Origin of the sequence: Bradyrhizobium sp. th-b2, assembly GCF_000426785.1 — a bacterium.
Taxonomy (GTDB): Bacteria; Pseudomonadota; Alphaproteobacteria; order Rhizobiales; family Xanthobacteraceae; genus Bradyrhizobium; species Bradyrhizobium septentrionale.
Genome location: NZ_AUGA01000004.1, coordinates 90662 through 109763, shown reverse-complemented (window position 1 = coordinate 109763; position 19102 = coordinate 90662). Strand labels below are relative to the sequence as shown.

At 64.5% G+C, this 19102-nt stretch carries 16 protein-coding genes and 1 other RNA gene; 8 read left to right on the top strand and 9 right to left on the bottom strand.

The genetic code is table 11. The annotated features are described in order from the left end of the window. Positions 1-66: 66 nt before the first annotated feature. Complete coding sequence (locus K359_RS51430; RefSeq protein ID WP_051346052.1) at positions 67-3198, top strand: adenylate/guanylate cyclase domain-containing protein; 3132 nt, start codon at positions 67-69, stop codon at positions 3196-3198. Here the strand turns inward: K359_RS51430 and K359_RS51425 are convergent. Further along, positions 3119-3790: a methyltransferase gene (locus tag K359_RS51425; RefSeq protein WP_051346051.1), complete on the bottom strand. Its 672-nt coding sequence runs from the start codon at positions 3788-3790 to the stop codon at positions 3119-3121. The two genes, K359_RS51430 and K359_RS51425, sit on opposite strands and share 80 nt — an antisense overlap. 13 nt (positions 3791-3803) lie before the next feature. After that, positions 3804-4361 carry a hypothetical protein gene (locus tag K359_RS0107880; protein WP_156928407.1) on the bottom strand — a complete coding sequence of 186 codons (558 nt, stop codon included), beginning with the start codon at positions 4359-4361 and terminating at the stop codon, positions 3804-3806. Between the two features lie 126 nt (positions 4362-4487). Between K359_RS0107880 and K359_RS0107875 the strand changes: the two genes are divergently transcribed. Next, the gene (locus K359_RS0107875; protein WP_029078853.1) at positions 4488-5780 is read left to right on the top strand and encodes an MFS transporter; all 1293 of its coding nucleotides are present in this window, start codon (positions 4488-4490) and stop codon (positions 5778-5780) included. Positions 5781-5884: 104 nt separating this feature from the next. On the opposite strand, the gene K359_RS0107870 is transcribed toward K359_RS0107875, so the two are convergent. Further along, a complete protein-coding gene (locus tag K359_RS0107870) occupies positions 5885-6499 on the bottom strand; it encodes a TetR/AcrR family transcriptional regulator (protein WP_029078852.1) in 615 nt (204 codons plus the stop codon). A gap of 156 nt (positions 6500-6655) precedes the next feature. On the opposite strand from K359_RS0107870, the gene K359_RS0107865 reads away from it, so the two are divergent. Beyond that, complete coding sequence (locus K359_RS0107865) at positions 6656-7888, top strand: cytochrome P450 (protein WP_029078851.1); 1233 nt, start codon at positions 6656-6658, stop codon at positions 7886-7888. A 210-nt stretch (positions 7889-8098) separates the two neighbouring features. Next, a complete protein-coding gene (locus K359_RS0107860; protein ID WP_029078850.1) occupies positions 8099-11863 on the top strand; it encodes an AsmA-like C-terminal region-containing protein in 3765 nt (1254 codons plus the stop codon). A gap of 62 nt (positions 11864-11925) precedes the next feature. On the opposite strand, the gene K359_RS0107855 is transcribed toward K359_RS0107860, so the two are convergent. From K359_RS0107855 to ssrA, 6 genes are all read right to left on the bottom strand, one after another. Beyond that, complete coding sequence (locus K359_RS0107855) at positions 11926-12279, bottom strand: VOC family protein (protein ID WP_029078849.1); 354 nt, start codon at positions 12277-12279, stop codon at positions 11926-11928. Between the two features lie 47 nt (positions 12280-12326). Further along, a complete protein-coding gene (locus K359_RS0107850) occupies positions 12327-12602 on the bottom strand; it encodes a ribbon-helix-helix domain-containing protein (protein WP_024580116.1) in 276 nt (91 codons plus the stop codon). Further along, entirely contained in the window at positions 12599-12787 is a 189-nt protein-coding gene (locus K359_RS0107845) for a DUF4169 family protein (protein ID WP_029078848.1), read from the bottom strand. The genes K359_RS0107850 and K359_RS0107845 overlap by 4 nt, the downstream gene beginning before the upstream one ends. Before the next feature lie 275 nt (positions 12788-13062). Further along, positions 13063-14478, bottom strand: coding sequence for a class II fumarate hydratase (gene fumC / locus K359_RS0107840; protein ID WP_029078847.1), 1416 nt, complete (start codon positions 14476-14478; stop codon positions 13063-13065). Between the two features lie 175 nt (positions 14479-14653). Next, positions 14654-15172 carry an SspB family protein gene (locus K359_RS0107835; RefSeq protein WP_029078846.1) on the bottom strand — a complete coding sequence of 173 codons (519 nt, stop codon included), beginning with the start codon at positions 15170-15172 and terminating at the stop codon, positions 14654-14656. Between the two features lie 142 nt (positions 15173-15314). Next, positions 15315-15668: a transfer-messenger RNA gene (ssrA, locus tag K359_RS58295) on the bottom strand. Between the two features lie 77 nt (positions 15669-15745). Between ssrA and K359_RS0107830 the strand changes: the two genes are divergently transcribed. From K359_RS0107830 to K359_RS0107815, 4 genes are all read left to right on the top strand, one after another. Continuing rightward, positions 15746-16357, top strand: coding sequence for a chromate transporter (locus K359_RS0107830; protein WP_029078845.1), 612 nt, complete (start codon positions 15746-15748; stop codon positions 16355-16357). Beyond that, the gene (locus K359_RS0107825; RefSeq protein ID WP_029078844.1) at positions 16354-16887 is read left to right on the top strand and encodes a chromate transporter; all 534 of its coding nucleotides are present in this window, start codon (positions 16354-16356) and stop codon (positions 16885-16887) included. The genes K359_RS0107830 and K359_RS0107825 overlap by 4 nt, the downstream gene beginning before the upstream one ends. A gap of 92 nt (positions 16888-16979) precedes the next feature. Next, positions 16980-17480 (top strand): tripartite tricarboxylate transporter TctB family protein, encoded by a 501-nt coding sequence (locus tag K359_RS0107820; protein WP_029078843.1) that lies wholly within the window; start codon positions 16980-16982, stop codon positions 17478-17480. 7 nt (positions 17481-17487) lie between these two features. After that, positions 17488-19002: a tripartite tricarboxylate transporter permease gene (locus K359_RS0107815; RefSeq protein WP_029078842.1), complete on the top strand. Its 1515-nt coding sequence runs from the start codon at positions 17488-17490 to the stop codon at positions 19000-19002. The last annotated feature ends 100 nt before the right edge of the window (positions 19003-19102 follow it).

Here is a 19102-nt window from a genome sequence, read left to right as displayed (position 1 = left end):
CGGCCCCCCGATTGTGTTAGGATGTGCCGGAGCCTGTAAACGGACGGGATCGGGAAGGTGGTGTGAATGCTGTGCCCGGCCTGTCAAGCCGAGACCCTGACCGAAGATGGCGTCTGCCGGTCGTGCGGGCTGAATTTTTCTGCCGTCTGCCCGAATTGCCGGCATCCCAATCTCGAGGCGGCGCGATTTTGCAGCGCCTGTGGTGAGCGTCTGGGCCAGGTCCAGCCGGTCGGCGAGCGCAAGGTCGTCACCGTGATGTTTGCCGACATCGTCGGCTCCACCGAGCTGATCGGGGACAACGATCCCGAGCTGGCGCTCGATCGCCTGCCGCCCGCGCTGGCGCGGATGGGCAATGCGGTCCAGCAGTTTCATGGCACCATCATGCGCAGCATGGGCGACGGATTGATGGTGATCTTCGGCGTTCCGCACGCGCAGGAAGACCACGCGCTCGGTGCCTGCCAGGCCGCGCTCGCCATGATGCAGTCGTCGCGGGACAACGGCATCGTGCTGCGCGTCGGCATCCATTCCGGCGAAATCGTCGCGGGCGTGCCCGACAAATTCACCAAGGAGCAAAGCGTCTACGGCGCCGCCGTGCATCTGGCGAGCCGGCTCGAGCATATGGCGCAGCCGGGCGACATTTGCGTCACGGAGTCGACTTTCAAGCTGGTGCAGGCATCTTGCGATGCGCGTGCCCTGGGCCACCAGAACGTGAAGGGATTTCCGCGGCCGATCGGCGTCTACCGGCTGGTCGGCATGAAGCCGTCTCGCGCGCCGTTCCGCGATGCCGTCGTCGGCACCTATCGGGGGCGCGATGCCGAGCTTGCCATCCTCCATGAGGCATTTGCCGGAGCCGAGCAGGGCGCCGGCAAGGTGATCGGAATTTCGGCGCCGCCAGGCCTCGGCAAGAGCCGCCTGTGCTTCGAAATTGCCCGCAGCGTCAAGGAGCGTCTGGTGCCGGTGCAGGAGGCAAGCGCATCGCCCTACGACCATTCCGGTCCGCTGCAGCCGCTGCTCGAATTCTTCCGCAACTTCTTCCGGATCGCCTCGAGCGACGATGCGGAGACGGCGCGCGCCAAGGTCGCGGCGCGGATCGAGTCATCGGTCCCCCACTTGATGGACGACGTGGCGTTGCTCGCCGATTTTCTCGGCATCCGCGACACGAAATCGCCGGCGCCTGGGCTGGATCCAAAGACGCGGCATACGCGGCTCGTCAATCTCGTCGCAAGCCTCGTACGTGACGGCACGCGCACACCGTCGGTGATCATCATCGAGGACATCCACTGGCTCGACGAGGCGAGCATCGAGTTCGTCTCGGCGCTGGTGAATGTCGCGCAGGTCAGCCGCGCCCTGATCATTCTCACGTACCGGCCGACCTATCATGCGCCGTGGCAGGAGGGGCCGGGATTCCACGAAATCCGGCTCGACGAACTGCGCGACGAGGATGTCTCCGCGCTGATCAGCGACATGATCGGCGATCATCCATCCACGGCCGCAATCTCCGACCGCATCGTCGAACGAAGCGGCGGGAATCCGTTCTTCGCGGAGGAGTTGGTCCGTTCGCTGATAGACAGTGGCGATCTGACCGGCCGGCCCGGCGAATACGAGATGTCCGGGCAGGCATCGCCCGAGACGCTGCCGGCTACGGTCCAGACTGTGATCGGCGCACGCATCGACCGTCTCGCGCCGATGGACAAGGAAGTGCTGCAGGTCGGCGCCACGATCGGGCGGGAATTCCCGTTTTCAGTGCTGGCCGAAGTGGCACGTGCAAGCTACCACGATCTCGTTGGCATACTCGGCCGATTGTCGCATCTCGAGTTGATCCAGGAGGTCGCCAGCGAGATCGAGCACGATCGATACGCGTTCCGCCATCCGCTGATCCAGGAGGTCGCCTATGCGATGCAGCTGCGCACCCGCCGCGTCGAACTGCATCAGGCGGTCGCGAGCGCGCTCGAGCGATTCTACCATAACCGGCTGGGCGAATACGCCAATTTGATCGCGTATCATTTCGAATCGGCCAAGGATTTCGGATCCGCGGCCAACTACCTGGCCCGTTCGGCGAGCTGGATCGGCACGACCAATTCGCGGCTGGGCATGAAGTCGTGGCTCAAGGTTCGGCTGTTGCTGCAATCGCTGCCGCGCTCGCCGGAAACCGATCGGCTGCGCATGCACGCATCCGGTCAGGTGTTGATCCTTGGCTGGCGCGAAGGTATCAGCGCCGAAGAGGCTGCCCCGTTCTTCCGCGAGGCGTTGGCTGCCGCGCGGGACCTCAAGGACTCGCTCTGGGAGGTCCTGCTGCTCGCCGCGTTTGGCCGGGTCTCCGCCGGTACGGGCTCGGCGGACGAATATGTGAGGCAGCTGCTGGAGGCGATCGAGGTCTCCGAGGACCCGAGCATCAGGACGATGATGCAGGTGTTCCTGTGTCAGGCCTACGGCTATGCCGGCAAGCTTCGGGAAGCACTTGCGGCCGGCGAGACGGCGCTCAAGCACATTGCGAGCATCGAGAAGGCCCATGAAGCGCCGCTCGGCTTCAATGTGGAACGATGGGTTGAGGGTCTGCATGCGCGGTTGCTGGCGCGGACGGGCAGTTTCGATGTCGCGCGAGAGAGAATCGCCAAACTGGTCGCCAGCGAGAGCGGCCATCCCGATCCGGCGGTCCTGTTCATTCCGCATCATGCCGGAGTCGAGATGGCCTGGCTGACGCGGGACGAAAAGCTTGCCGATCTTCACAGCCTGCGTATCGAGGAGATCGCCAGGAGAAACGACACACCCTATGTCGCGGTGTATGCGAGCGTCTGCCGCGGACTGGCGCTGTCGCTGGCGGGGGAACACGTTGCGGCGATCCAGAAGATTGAATCGGCGATCCGGCTCGCGCGGGAGGCTTTCGCCGGCCTCGAATATGAAAGCGACATGCTGGCATTCCTCGCCGAGATTCATCTGAGGAGTGACAGCCTGGCCGCGGCCTTCGGCGCCGCTGAACAGGGGATCGCGGTCGCGAGGGAGCGGCGGGCGCGGCTCGCCGAATGCCGCTCGACGCTGGTGCTGGCGCATGTGGTCAACGCGGATAGCTTGCGCTACCCGCAGTACCGGTTGAGCGAGCTGCTTGCGCGGGCCCGGCTTCTCATCGAGGAGACCGGCGCCTCACCTTATGAACGCCTGTTCCCGGTCGTGCAGTCGTCGTCCTGCGGACAAGAAGCGTGAATTCGGGCATGCCGTAATCGGCGACCGTTTCGACGTGACCGAACTGCTCGCAAAACCGGATCCAGCGCTCCGGCGCGATCCGATAAAGCCCGGTTTCGGCGCGCCCTTCGTCACGCGGCAGCATGAAGTTGACGGCGAAGCCGATCCGGCTGTGGGCCGCAAGATCGGCGAGAATCGCCTCGACATACGTTTCCCACGCTGCGACCGGATGACCGAGCCGGACGTTGAATATCCCGCTTGCCAGAGAATAGTCGGCGAGTGCGCTGCACTGCGAACCCTCGGCGAACACGGCCTTCGTGTTGCCGACCCAGCGGGCGCGGGCGGCCGCGATCATCGCCGGCGAAATGTCGATGCCGCGATAGGTCACCTCGGCATCGCCATGCCGCATTGCCAGGAACTCCAACAGCGCGCCATAGCCGCAGCCGAAATCGTTCAGGCTGAACGGCTGCCCGAAATCGCACAGCTTCACGAGCTGCACGAAGCGCAGATACTGCGAGAGCACGTTCGGCCAGTCGACCCCGAGCGGGGTCGGGCCGTGACGCTCCAGTGTTCCTGAATAATAGTCGCGAACCTTGGCGTGCGGATCGAGCATCGCCGAGGTCAGGTCACTTCTTGCGCGCGCCGGCCTTGGGGCGGTTGGCGTTGATCATTGGCATCGAGATCGTGAGAAAAGCCAGAGAGGAGAAATTGAAGACGTGATCGCCTGAAGTCACCTTCACGACGCCCTTCGGAGACTCCGCCGGGTGCGAGGTAAAGTGCACCGACAACGGCTTGCTGCCCTCGAGATTGTCCTGCAGCGATGCGATGATCTGATCGTGTCCGCTCAGCTTCGTTGCCTTGCCGTCGACCGACGCGCCCGTCTTCTTCAGCAGGCCCAGAAATTTGAAAAACCCCTTGCGATCCGCATCGCTAACCGGCGCAATATTGAGCAACTTGAAGGACGTCTCCAGCGTATGTTGCGACGAGAAGACCTTGAACTCCTTCTGAAACTGGACCATTTCGGTCAGGGCTTCTCCAATAAGCCGGGAATTCATCTGTTGCAGAACGTCGGGGACGTAACTGTCGGCAACCAATCCACCCATTGTGTTCCTCCTGAAAAAGCCATGATAGCCCGCTTCCCGGCTTCCGGCTAGCTGTGAGCGGATGGCTGTCCGATGGTACAACCACCGGTTCGCTCCGCTGTCTATGAATTGCTTCACAGAGTTGACCGTGCATGATGCAAAGGCAATGCTTTTCGTGAGCCCCCCGGTCCGGTTGGCTTCTTATCCATCCCATTCCACAGTGTTGCCATGCGACTCCCCTTTTACTACGGCTGGATCATCGTCGCGGTGACCTTCGTTACCATGGCGATCGGCGTCAACGCGCGCACCGCGTTCTCGCTGTTCTATCCGCCGATCATCTCCGAGTTCGGCTGGGAGCGTGGTGTCACGGCGGGGGCATTCTCGTTCGGCTTCGTCGCCTCGGCGATCGCAAGCCCGCTGATCGGCCGGCTGATGGACCGCAGCGGTCCGCGCGCGGTGATGGAGCTTGGCGTGCTGCTGATGGGCTCAGGGCTGCTGCTGGCGCCGCTGACCACGCAACCCTGGCACCTCTATCTCACGATCGGCGTGCTGGTCGGCTCCGGCAGCGTCTGCCTCGGCTATTCCGGCCAGTCGCTGTTCGTGCCGAACTGGTTTATCCGCCGCCGCGGGCTGGCGATCGGGCTCGCCTTCGCCGGCGTCGGCATCGGCTCGGTGACCCTGCTGCCATGGGTCCAGCACATGATCGAGCAGACCGGCTGGCGCACCGCCTGCACCGCCATGGGGATCGTGGTCCTGGTCGTGTTGGCGCCGATCAATCTCTTGCTGCACAAGCGGCCGGAGGATATCGGCCTGCAGCCGGACGGCGATGCCGCGCCGACGGCGACTTCGGCCAAGCCGGCATCGAACATCGTCGATCCGGTGTGGGCCGGCACCGACTGGACGCTGTCGCGGGCGCTGCGCACCGCGCGGTTCTGGTGGATCGCGATCGGCTATTTCTGCGGGCTGTACATCTGGTATGCGGTGCAGGTGCACCAGACCAAATTCCTGCTCGACATCGGCTTCAGCTCCAATGTCGGGGTCTGGGCACTCGGCGTCGTCAGTCTGCTCGGCATTCCCGGCCAGATCTGGCTCGGGCATCTCTCCGACCGTATCGGCCGTGAATGGGTCTGGGCGATCGCCTGCTTCGGCTTCGTGATCTGCTTTGCCGCGCTGGCTGCGCTGAAATACTGGCCGAGCATGGCGCTGATCTATCTGATGGTCTTCACTCAGGGCGCGCTCGGCTACGGCCTGACATCGGTGATGGGGCCGGTGGTGCTGGAGATCTTCCAGGGCAGGCATTACGGCAGCATTTTCGGTACCGTGATGCTAGCTGCATTGGCCGGCGGGGCTGCCGGTCCCTGGATCACCGGCCAGCTCTATGATCTGTCGGGGAGCTATACGAGCGCGTTCCTGCTCGGGATCGCCGTCAGCCTGCTGTCCGCCTTCGCGATCTGGCAGGCGTCGCCCGGCAAGGTGCGCGCGGTCGCCGGACAAATACACAAGATCGCGAGCGCGGCCTGAGCCTGGAGCCTTTTCCGTTCCGATGGAATCAGAACGGGGCCCTAGATTCTTGTTTTGACGCGTTTTCTTCACGCGAACCGGTAGCCACTTCGCTCGAAAACGCTCTAGCGGGCGGACGAAACGCCGATCGCGCGCTGCAAATCGGTGATCGCGCGCAGGAAGCTGTCCGCCGGCGTGGTCTCCGGATCGATCAGGCGGTGCAGCCGGAAACCGTCCTCCAGCGCCAGCACGATCGAGCCGGTCCATTCCGGGTTGAGCGCGCCGTTCCGGCCGCCATTCTTCACCGTGGTGGTGACGATATCCGCGATCAGCTTGCGCCGCGCGCGCAGCCGTTTTGCCAGTTCGGGCCGCCGCTTCTCTGCGCGTGCGACAAACAGGATCATCTCCATGTGCAGCAGCGGGGAGCGGCCGAGCGGGTCCTGCCGGCTGCGATCCATGGTGCGGAGCGCCTCGAGGAAGTCGGCAAGGTTCTGGTGTTGGGCAAGCAGGTCGAGACATCGCCGGATCGATTGCTCGACGTGATCCTCGAGCATCGCGATGATCAACTCGTCCTTGCTCTTGAAGTTCGAATAGAAGGCGCCGCGAGTGAATCCCGCCGCGGCCGCGATCGCCTCGATGCTGGCGCCGCCGATTCCCTGATCCTCGAACACCCGCGCCGCAGCCTCGAACAGCTTCTCGCAGGTGTCGTCCCGTGTCGGTCTGGTTCGAACCCTTGACATCGGCGCATTTTAGGGCACAATGCAACTCGATACAAGAGTGTATCGAGTTGCATTTGACAGAAGCAGAATAGCCGCACCCGTGATGGTGCGGTCTTGAGGATGACACCAAGGCGCGCCAGTGTGCAGACACCGGTGTAGCGAACGAACGAGGTCACCATGAACGAGCAAGTTCAGCCGGCCAGCGGCGAGCCGCTTTTCAATCCACTCGCGCCCGAATTCATTCGCAACCCCTATCCGCATTACGAGCGGTTGCGGCGTCTCGACCCGATGCATGTCAATGTGCACGGCGCCTTCGTCGCCAGCCGTCACGCCGAGGCGAGCCTCGTGCTGCGCGACAAGCGGTTCGGCAAGGATTTTGCCGAGCGCAGCATCCGCCGTTACGGCCCGAAGATTCTCGAGGAGCCGGTCTTCCGCAGCATGAGCCACTGGATGCTGCAGCAGGACCCGCCTGACCACACAAGGCTGCGTGGCCTTGTCGTCAAGGCCTTCACCGCGCGACGCGTGGAGGACATGCGGCCCCGCATCCAGCACGTCGTCGACGAAACGCTCGACCGCATCATCCCGCAGGGCAGGATGGACCTGATCGAGGACTTCGCCTTCCGACTCCCGGTGACGATCATCTGCGACATGCTCGGCATCCCCGAGGAGCATCGCGAAGCCTTCTACAGCGGCTCGCGCGACGGCGGCCGCATCCTCGAGCCGGTGCCGCTGACGCCCGAGGAGATCAAGCAGGGCAACGCCGCCAATGCGATGGCCGCGATGTATTTCCATCAGCTGTTCGAGCTGCGCCGCAAGCAGCCCGGCGACGACCTCACCACGCAGCTGGTTCAGGCGGAAGAGGACGGCCAGAAGCTCACCAATGAGGAGCTGACCGGCAACATCATCCTGCTGTTCGGTGCAGGCCATGAGACGACCGTGAACCTGATCGGCAACGGTCTGCTCGCGCTCTATCGCAACCCGGACCAGCTCGCGCTGCTGAAGGCCAATCCCGGCCTGATCACCAATGCGATCGAGGAGTTCCTGCGCTACGATTCCTCGGTGCAGCTGACCGGCCGCGTCGCCCTCGAAGACATCGAGGATCTCGGCGGCAAGCGGATCCCGAAGGGCGAGAGCGTGCTGTGCCTGTTGGGCTCGGCCAATCACGATCCGGCTGTCTACCCCGATCACCCCGAAAAGCTCGACATCCAGCGGCCGAACGTGAAGCCGCTGTCGTTCGGCGGCGGCATCCATTTCTGCCTCGGCGCGCAGCTGGCACGGATCGAGGCCGAGGTCGCGATCTCGACCCTGTTGCGGCGAATCCCGGATCTGCGGCTCGATGACGCGGAAAACCCGGAGTGGCGGCCGACCTTCGTGCTGCGCGGGCTGAAGCGGCTGCCGGCGAGCTGGTGACAAACCGGATTTGCGGCAGGACGGCGATTCTGCCGCGACGGCCGGCGTGCACGCACGCTTGAGCGGAAAACCACCTTCTGCCTGAAGTCACGGCGGTAATGCCGCTGTGACTTCGCCATACTTGTCTCTATATTTGGGCTGCTCCGGCCAAGGTTGGCCAACGGTTCAGCATCAGCAGGCAGCCGCGGAGCTGGCTCAAAGGGAGACACCGTGCAGACGACGCTGCTCGGACTGGCAATTGCCTTCATCCTTGCACTGGTCGCCGCGCTGGTCGGTCCGTATTTCGTCGACTGGAACCGGTTCAGGCCGCAGTTCGAGGCGGAGGCGAGTAAGATCATCGGCGCGCCGGTCCGGGTTGCCGGCAATCTCGACGCGCGTCTGCTGCCGGCCCCCTCGCTGCGATTGAAAACCGTCAGCGTCGGCGGCGCTAACGACCTCGGCAAGGTCCGCGCCGCCAGCCTCGACGTCGAGTTCAGCCTGAGCTCGCTGATGCGTGCCGAGTGGCGGGCGACCGAGCTCACCGTCAATGGCGTGTCGCTGGATCTCGGGCTCGATCCGAAGGGGCGGGTCGACTGGTCGCCGTCGAGCGGCACCTTCAACCTCGCCTCGCTGGCTATCGACCGCCTCAATCTGACCGGCCGCATTGCGCTGCATGACGCCGCGAGCCGCAGCACGCTCGAGCTCAACGACATCGCGTTCAGCGGGGATGTCCGCTCGCTGGCCGGCGCGATCCGCGGCGACGGCAACTTCATGTTCGACGGCAACCGCTACCCGTTTCGGATCTCGTCCGGCCAGACTCCGGACGGCAACGGCATTCGCATGCACTTCAACATTGATCCCGGGCAGCGGCCGGTCTCGGCCGATCTCGACGGCATCCTGAGCTTCGAGGCGCGTGCGCCGCGCTTCGAAGGGGCCGTGATGCTGGCGGGCACGCCGGGCCAGCGCGGCGGCAGCGATGTGCCGCCGTGGCGGATCGCGGCCAAGGTGAAGTCGGATTACTCGGCAGCGCGGCTCGACCAGGTCGAGGTGAGCTATGGCGCCGAGGACCGCGCGCTGAAGCTCGCGGGCACCGGCGATCTGCGTTTCGGCGCAGCGCCGCTGCTGCGCGCCTCGCTCACCGCGCGGCAGCTCGACGGCGACAAGTTTGCCGCCAAGGATAGCAACAACGGCAATGTCGAGCCGGTGCGGGTGCTGCCGGCGATGCGCGCGGTCCTGGCGGGCCTGCCGCAAATCCCGATTCCGGCACAGCTCGAGCTGGCGTCCGAGCAGATCATGCTTGGCGGTCGTCCCTTGCAGGATATCTCGGCAGAGCTGCAATCGGATGCGAAATCCTGGACGGTGCGCCGGCTGGAGTTTCGCGCGCCGGGCTCGACCCGGGTCTCGATGAGCGGCGCCAGCGCGCAAGCCGGAGTTGCCAACAGCTTCAAGACCGGGCTCAACATCGAATCGTCCGATCCCGACGCGCTGATGACCTGGCTGCAGGGGCGGAGCGATGCTGCCTATCGCAACCAGAAGCCGCTGCGGCTGCGCGGCGACGTCACGGTGTCGCCGGCCGGTTTTGCGATCGATGCGATGAAGGCGGAGATCGACGGCGGCACGGTCGAGGGCCGGATTGCGGTCGCGCATCGCGAGGCGACCAGCGGATCGAAGGTCGAGGCGCAGTTGAAGGCGGAGCGGCTCGATCTCGATGCGACCGCTTCCTTCATCCGCTCGCTGGCCGGACCGCAAGCCGAATGGCCCGACGAGGCGCAGCTGTCGCTCGATGTTGGGCGCGCGATCTCCTCCGGGCAGGAATTGCGGCCGCTGCTGGCGAAGATCGCCTATACTCCGAAGGACATCGTGCTCGAGCGCGTGAAGGTCGGACAGCCCGACAATGTCACGCTCGACGGCAGCGGCAATTTCGACCGCGCCAATGCGACCGGCAAGCTCACGGTCGATGCGACCGCTGCGTCGCTTGGCCGGCTTGCCGCTGTCGTCCAGCCGTTCGCGCCGGCGCTCGCCGCGCGGCTCGGCGTGCTCCGCGCGGATGCCGGCCCGGTCCGCGCCAGGCTTGCGCTCGACCTCGGCAAGGGCAAGGCGGCCGATCGCGTCAGCGCGCGCGCGGCGCTCGATCTCGACACGCCGCAGCTCAAGGGCAATACGGTGATTTCGGCGACGCCGCAGGTCGCTGCGATCCGTGCGCTGGATTTCGACGCGCTGACCCACAGCGATGTTGCCGCCGAGGCAAGATTCTTCACGGGCGAGGGCAATGCCTTGCTCGCGCTGCTCGGACTTGACCGCGTGGTCGCGGCCGGCGCGGGCCCGGTGCAGATCGAGGGCACCGTGAGTGGCGCGTGGCGCGCGCCGTTGCGGCTCAAGGTCAGGCTCTGGGGGGCGGGGCTCGACGCCGACGCCGACGGGACCGCGGAGCCGTGGGCCAGGGAATCCAACAGGGAAGCCACCAAGGACGCCGCCAAGGAGCCCGCCAGGGACGCCAAATCGAGCGTCAGCCTGCGCGTCCGCAGCGCCGACATCAGTCCGCTGCTCAATCTGAAATCATCCGACCCGGTCGCAAGCATCCGCCTGTCGTCGCGCGTGACGCTCGCAGGCGACCGGCTGACCTTCGATGATCTCGACAGCATCGTTGCCGGCTCGCGGCTGCGTGGCCGCCTCGCGCTGACGCTTGCCGATCAGAAGAGCGTCGAAGGTGAAATCGGCCTCGATCAGATCACGTTGGCGCCGATATTCGCGACTGCAATCGGTGCCGCCGGGCACGATGCGACGGAGCCGCTCGGTGCGGGGCTCACCGGCGCCTGGCGCGGCAAGGTCACGTTCGAAGCGCTGCATGGCCTGCTGCCGGGCGGCGCCGAGCTGCAGCCGGTCAGCGGCACCATCAGGTCGGACGGACAGTCGCTGACCTTCGACGGCATCAAGGGCAAGATCGGCGGCGGCGAAGCGACCGCCACCATCGATGTGCGACAGGGCGGCAACGGACTGGCGCTCAATGCAAACGTGCAGCTGTCGGGCGTCGATGCTTCGGCCTTGCGCTACCGCAATCTCGCGATGCCCAAGGGACGGGCCTCGATGCAGATGACGCTGTTGACGCAGGGCCGCAGCGCCTCGGCTTTGACGGGCGCGCTGTCCGGCAGCGGCACCGTGACGCTGGAGGGGTTGAACCTTCCGGGTCTCGATCCGCGCGCATTCGACACAGCGATCCGCGCCAGCGATTCCGGGCAGGCGACTGACGACACGCGGTTGAGGCAGATCGTCGAACCCGTGCTCGCAGCCGGTGCGCTGTCGATCGCCTCGGCGCAAATTCCCTTCAACATCCGCGACGGTCGTATTCGTGTCGCAGCGACCACGCTTGCGGCCAACGGCGCCGACGCCATCGTGTCCGGGGGCTACGACATTCCGGCCGACCAGGCCGACATCCGCGCCGCACTGGCATCGACGCAGGTCGGCACGGCCACTAGCCGCCCGGAAATCCAGCTGCTTGCGATCGGCACGCCTGACGGATTGTCGCGCAGCATCGACATTGCGGCGCTGTCGTCATGGCTTGCGGTGCGCGCGATCGATCGCGAGACCAAACGGCTCGACGCGATCGAGCGCGGTGAACCGGTGCCGCCACCGATCCCGGCCGCTGTCCCGCCACCGGCCGGGCCGGCGCCGGATGCGTCCAACCCTTCCGCGGTGTCTCCCGCGGACACGCTGGTGCCCGGCCGCGATCCGCGCCGTGTGCCGGCGAAGCCGAAGATCGTGGCGCCAAGACCGTCGATCACCCCGTCGATCATCCCGCCGATCGTGCCGCCGATCGCCACCGCGCCCGCTGTCGTGCCGCCTGCACCGGTTGCGAGCCAGCCGCAGCTCGCGCCGCTGCCGCCGCCGATCGAGGTCAAGCCGCTGCCCGGCGCAGTCAGGCCGAAGCCGCTGCGGCCCCCGCTATCGCTGACGCCGCAGGTTGCCAATCCATCACCGCGGCCGGCCTTGCAGAACTGAGGGCCTCTTAAAGCGAAGTGGGTGCCGTCGCGTGACGAAAACGCGTCAAGCGACGCGCTGGCTCACGATTGGTGCTGGAGAATATTGATCAGTCTGTCGAAAGGATCGCGGACGAAGAAGCGCCGCACGCCCCACGGCTCGTCGGCCGGTCCGTATTCGATCGCAACCCGCGCCGCCTGCATGCGGCGCAGCGCCTCAGCGAGATCATCGACCTCGATTGAAAGATCGGGCACCGGCGTGCCGGAGCCACCTTCGGATGCGAAGCTGATTTGAACCTGCATCGTTTCGGATGAACCGTAAGTCGCAACCCAACCGAAATCCATCAGCGACTCGAGGCCAAGGATGTCCCGATAGAACGACTTCGCCGCCGCGATGTCTGATGCGGCAACGTTCGCGACGATGCGATTGACCTTCATGCTGAAGCTCGCTCAGCGAGCGACCGTCTGCGACGGTCGGAGAGGCATCAGGCCTGCTGACGCGTATCGACCTGTTGCGGCCTGACATCCGTCGGCACGGCCGGCGTGGCGCGCGAGCGGAAGTAGTCGAGCACGAACAGCCGGATCGCCGACGACAGATTTCCCTGCTGACGGTTGTTGTCGATCTCGCCGACCAATTCCGACAGCGTCATGTTCCGCAGTCCGGAAATTTCCTTCATGCCGTTCCAGAAGGCTTCTTCGAGGCTGACGCTGGTCTTGTGCCCGGCGACGACGATCGAGCGCTTAACAACGGGAGACTTCATGATGCGTCTCCACTTTCGATGCGATGCTGATCGAGTTGTCGCGCGCTGCGCTCGTCGAGAAATTCGTCACGCGCGCGTTCGGATTTGGTGCGACCGAATAGCGCACGATTGGCTTCGGCCTGCTTTGCCGCTTGTTCGCGCTCACCGCGCTTCTTGAATCGTTTCAGGTTGACCACGTCGCCCATGCTCGTCGTCCTCATCGTCCCCACAGCGGACTTGGTGATGCATCGTGACGAAAGCAAGAGCGATCGCGCTGCGCGCCCGGCTCGATATTCATCCCGAATCCCCATTTGATGCCTCTGATAGCATCAAAGAATCCGTTTCGCTCTGCGAAAACTAGACGTCTGTACCACGCGCCAGCGCAGGGCTCATAGGTAAGCAGCCTTAGTCTTTAGGCGTTATGATCCATAATTATATCACGTGCGCTGACCGTAATTATCCGGACATTGCGCGCCTCGCTTTAGCCCGGGTGTGTCATTTTGTCCGGCTGCACGAGGCGATCGAATTCATCCGCGGAAACAAATCCAAGCCGCAAAGCCTCTTCCTTCAACGTCGTTCCGCGCGCGTGTGCCGTCTTGGCGACCTTGGCCGCGTTGTCGTAACCGATCTTCGGCGCGAGCGCCGTCACCAGCATCAGCGAGCGCTGCATCAGTTCGTTGATGCGCTTTTCGTCGGCGCGTATTCCGACAACGCAATGCTCAGTAAATGAGCGGACAACATCAGACAGCAGTTGAATGGAATTTATCATACAATATGCCAAAACGGGCTTGTACACGTTCAGCTCGAAATGGCCCTGGCTGCCGGCGACGGTGATCGTGGTCTGATTGCCGAACACCTGGCAGCAGACCATGGTCATGGCTTCGCACTGGGTCGGGTTGACCTTGCCCGGCATGATCGACGAGCCCGGCTCGTTCTCGGGCAGGATCAATTCGCCGAGGCCCGAGCGCGGGCCGGAGCCGAGGAAGCGGATGTCGTTGGCGATCTTGAACAGGCCGGTCGCCACCGAATTGATCGCGCCGTGCACCAGCACATAGGCGTCGTTGGAAGCCAGCGCCTCAAACTTGTTTGCCGCGCTGGTGAACGGCAGCTTGGTGATCTCAGCGACATGCCTGGCGAAAGCGCCGGCGAATTCCGGCTTCGAGTTGAGGCCGGTGCCGACGGCGGTGCCGCCCTGCGCCAGCGGAAACAGCTCCTTCACCGCGACGTGCAGCCGCGCGATGCCGCTCTCGACCTGCGCGGCGTAGCCGGAGAATTCCTGGCCGAGCGTCAGCGGTGTCGCGTCCTGGGTATGCGTGCGTCCGATCTTGACGATCTTGGCGAACGCCTCCTGCTTCTGGTGCAGCGCCTGATGCAACTCGGTGAGGGAGGGGATCAGGTCGGCGATGATGCGGCTTGCGGCTGCGATATGCATCGCGGTCGGAAACGAGTCGTTCGACGACTGGCTCATGTTGACGTGATCGTTCGGATGGATCGGCTGCTTGGCGCCGAGCTCGCCGCCGAGCATCTGGTTGGCGCGGTTGGCGATCACCTCGTTCACGTTCATGTTGGTCTGCGTGCCGGAGCCGGTCTGAAAGACGACCAGCGGAAAATGATCGTCGAGCTTGCCGTCGATCACTTCCTTCGCTGCGCTGATGATGGCGTCGGCGCGGCGTGCATCGAGCTGGCCGAGCTCGCGATTGGTCTCGGCCGCCGCGAGCTTGACGATGCCGAGCGCGTGGATGATCGCAATCGGCATCCGGTCGTGGCCGATCTTGAAATTCTGCCGCGAGCGTTCGGTCTGCGCGCCCCAGTAGCGATCGGCGGGGACGTCGATCGGGCCGAAGCTGTCAGTCTCGCTGCGGCTGGCGGCGCTGGATGGTGTCGTCGATTGAGCCATGGATGCTCTCCGTTGCGTCAAGAGAACGTGAACCGGCGCGGCGCTGGTTTTCCCGCGCGGCAACGCGATGCGTCGGCGCGGAGGCACGTTCATGCCGAAGATAATCCGGGATGACGATCTGTCATCCCGGTCCTGGCAGGCATCCTACAAGGTCGCGGAGCGATCTGTGTTTAGATTATTTCTTGCGGAAACGATCGAGACGCACGACCTCGGCGCCTTCGCTGGGCTTCGCGGGCTCCTGCTCGGTCTCGGCCGTCTCGGTCTCGACCGCCGCGCGGGCGGCAGGTGCGGGGAGGGGAGAAGCCGGCGCCGTGGCGGGAGGCTCTTCGGACAACGCGTCCGAGACATCGAATCGCAGATCGAACGGCGCTGACGGATCGAGGAAGCGCGTCACCGCGGCAAACGGCACGGTCAGCCGCTCCGGAATCCCGCCGAACGACAGGCCGACCTCGAAGCGATCCTCGGTCACCACAAGATCCCAGAACTGGTGCTGCAGGATGATCGTCATCTCTTCCGGATATTGCGCGAGCAGCCGCGTCGACAGCTTCACGCCGTCGCCATGCGACAGGAAGGTGATGTAGAAATGGTGCTCGCCCGGCAGGCCATGTTCGGCGGCGTCGGACAACACCCGGCGCAGCACCCCGCGCAGCGCGTCACGCGCCAACACGTCATATCGGATGTGATCGGTCGCCATCGTAATCCTGTCGCTTCGAAAATTGGCCGGTAGGCATCGCCGGACCGTCCGACTCGCCCTTTTGGCCATGCTACCCCGCCGGGAGCCGGAAATCAGCAGGGTGGATGGCTGAAATACGGGCGGACGCCCGATCGGAAAATAAAGTGGAGGCTTCTGTTGCCAGGTGCCTCCGAACCCCGCCTAACGGAGCTTAACCCGTTAGGACTTTAAGATGGTCTTTCAAACTGCGTTACGCAGCCTGAGCAACCGGAGCAAAGTTGTCGTTGGCAACTATTGCATTAGCCCGATAACGGCGGAACCATACCGAGAAAAAACACGCCCTTTACGCCCTCGTCGATCCTATTTCGCCCCCGCCAAAAGCCACCCATGATGGGTTTTGGTGGAGGCGCCGGGTACCGCCCCCGGGTCCGAATGGTTTATTGCGACGGCCATTTATTTCCATAGCCGGCGAACCGGCACCGCCAATATAGGCGGCGCGGACGGAGAAAAACAGAGCCGATTCAGGCTTGTTCAGGTGTGAAAACACGCCGATTTGGGTTGGCCGGGGTCCGCCAGCCGCTTTAGATTTCGCCCATGCCCCCGGAATCCCCGCCGGTCGCCGCCCCGGCGCCGGCTCCCTCCGCTCCGTCGCCGCCCCACCAGCCCGGCCTGCTCGAGCTGTTCCTGGCCTTTGCCAAGATGTCGCTGGCCGGTTTTGGCGGGGTTCTGGTCTGGGCCCGGCGCTCGATCGTCGAGCAGCACCGCTGGATGACGGCGGAAGAGTTCAACGAGACCTTCGCGCTGTGCCATTTCCTGCCAGGTCCGAACATCGTCAACCTGTCGGTCGTGTTCGGCGCGCGGTTTCGCGGCGTTGCCGGCGGGCTCGCGGCCTTCGCCGGGCTGGTCGGCCCGCCGATGGTGATCGCGACCATCCTTGCCGCGCTCTACGCCCGCTATGGCGATATCGACGTCCTGCGCCGGACGCTCGCCGGCGTGGCCTGCGCCGCGGTCGGGCTGCTGTTCGCCGTTGTCATTAAGATGATGATGCCGCTGTTGCAGCGGCGCGATGTCACAGGCCTGGTCATTCTGGCGGCGGTGTTCGTCGCGATCGGACTGATCCGTTGGCCGCTGCAGATCGTACTGTTGGTGGCAATCCCGCTCAGCATTGCGATTACGATCCTGACACGCCGCATGGTGAAGGCATGAGCCCGGAGCCCAACCCGATCGCGGCGCTGCTCTGGACCTTCGGCCTGATGTCGCTGTTTGCGGTCGGCGGGGCCAATTCGGCTATACCCGAAATGCACCGTGCCGCCGTCGACGTGCATCACTGGCTGACCGACAAGCAGTTCGCCGACGTGTTCGCGATCTCGCAGCTCTCGCCGGGGCCGAACGTGCTGATCGTGACGCTGATAGGCTATTCTGTCGCAGGCGTCGCCGGGGCGTTGGCCGCAACGGTGGCGATGTGCGGGCCGACCGCTTTGCTTGCCTATTATGTCAGTCGTTTCCTCGATCGCTCGCGCGGTGCACGCTGGCCGGCGATCATTCAGGCGGCACTGGTTCCGCTGTCGATCGGCCTGATGGCCGCCTCCGGCCTGATCGTGGCGCAGACATCAGACCAAAGTTGGATCGCGGTTCTGATCACCATTGTCGCTGCAGCGCTTGCGTTTGCGACGCGGATCAACCCCTTGTGGATGTTGCTTGCCGGAGGCCTCTTGGGTTTTGCTGGCGTTATCTGATGAAAATCGCTAGCAAGGCTTGCGGTCAACGCACCACAGCCAAGCCATGCAATCAAAACGGGCGGGACAGCCCTGACGGGGGAAGCGAAGTCATGAGCGATACGCCGAGCGAGGCGCCGGTCAAATCGATCTTGCCGAAATGGGTACGCGGTCCGCAGGACTTTGTCGGCGGTCTCGCGATGATGGCGGTTGCGCTGTTTGCCTTGTGGGCCTCGAGCGACTTGCAGGGCATGCACGGATTCTCGTTCGGCGCCGGAACCGCGCCGCGTATGTTCGCCGTGCTGCTGCTGCTGCTCGGCGGCACCGTCGCGCTGATGGGACTTCTGCACGACGGCCCGCATATCGCCGCCTATTCCTGGCGCGGCCCGCTGTTCGTATCCGCGGCCATCGTGTTCTTCGCCGTGGCGATCCGTCCGCTCGGGCTCGTCGTGTCGGCCTTTGCCGCCTTCCTGATCGCAGCACTTGGCTCGCATGAGACAAGATGGATCGAGGCCATCATCGTCGGCGGCTGTCTGACGCTCGGTTGCGCGCTGCTGTTTCCTTATGTGCTGGGACTTCCGATGCCGATGTTCCCGCGTTTCCTGATTCAGTGAGGGCGAAATGGAGCTGTTTGCCAATCTCGCCCACGGTTTCGTCGTCGCGTTCTCGCCGATCAACCTTCTGATGTGCCTGATCGGTGCGCTGGTCGGCACGCTGGTCGGCGTGCTGCCGGGCATCGGCACCATCGCCACCGTCGCGATGCTGCTGCCGATCACCTTCGGCCTGCCGCCGGTCGGTGCGCTGATCATGCTCGCCGGCATCTATTACGGCGCGCAATATGGCGGTTCGACCACCTCGATCCTAGTCAATATTCCGGGTGAGGCGACCTCCGTGGTCACTGCGCTCGATGGCCACCAGATGGCCCGGCAGGGCCGCGCCGGCCCGGCGCTGGCGATCGCCGCGATCGGCTCGTTCTTCGCAGGCTGCGTCGCGACCGTGCTGATCGCCGTGCTCGGCGCCCCGTTGACCAAGCTCGCGCTGGCGTTCGGCCCGGCCGAATATTTCTCGCTGATGGTGCTCGGCCTGATCTTTGCGGTGGTGCTTGCCAAGGGCTCTGTGCTGAAGGCGATCGCGATGATCGTGTTCGGCCTGTTGCTGTCGATGGTCGGCTCCGACATCGAGACCGGCGCCTCGCGCATGGCCTTCAACATCCCGGAACTCGCAGACGGCCTCGGCTTTGCCACCGTGGCGATGGGCGTGTTCGGCTTTGCGGAGATCATCCGCAATCTCGACGCGGGTGCCGAGATGAGCCGTGATCTGGTGCAGCAGAAGATCACCGGCCTTATGCCGACCAGGAAGGACCTTAAGGACTCCGCGCCTGCGATCGTGCGTGGCACGATCCTCGGATCGATTCTCGGCATTTTGCCGGGCGGCGGCGCCGTGATTGCTTCGTTCGCGGCCTATACGCTGGAAAAGAAGATCGCGAAGGACCCATCGCGGTTCGGCCGCGGTGCGATCGAGGGCGTGGCGGCGCCGGAAAGCGCCAACAACGCCGCGGCGCAGACCTCGTTCATCCCGCTGCTCACTCTCGGCATCCCGCCGAATGCGGTGATGGCGCTGATGGTCGGCGCGATGACCATTCATGGCATCGTGCCGGGTCCGCAGGTGATGGTGAAGCAGCCCGATCTGGTCTGGGGCATGATCGCCTCGATGTGGATTGGCAATCTGATGCTGATCATCATCAACCTGCCGCTGGTCGGCATCTGGGTCCGTCTGCTGCGCGTGCCGTACCGGCTGATGTTCCCCTCGATCGTGATCTTCTGTGCGATCGGCATCTATTCGGTGAACAACGCGCCGGTCGACGTCGTCCTCGCGGGCGCGTTCGGCCTCGTTGGCTACTGGCTGATCAAACACGATTTCGAGCCGGCGCCGCTGCTGCTCGGCATGGTGCTCGGCCCGCTGATGGAGGAGAACCTGCGTCGTGCACTCTTGATCTCGCGCGGTGACTGGAGCGTGTTCCTGTCGCGGCCGCTATCGGCGGTGCTGCTGGCGATCGCGGCAGGCCTGCTGGTGCTTGCCGTGCTGCCGAGCTTGCGTGCCAAGCGCGACGAAGTGTTCGTGGAGTCCGAGGGCTGAGCGTACTGCCGGCCCTGCGTCGGCGCGCCGCAGGCGGAAGTCCAATCGACACTCGATGTCGTCTCGTGAAATGAAAATGCTGGCCGATTTGGCCGGCATT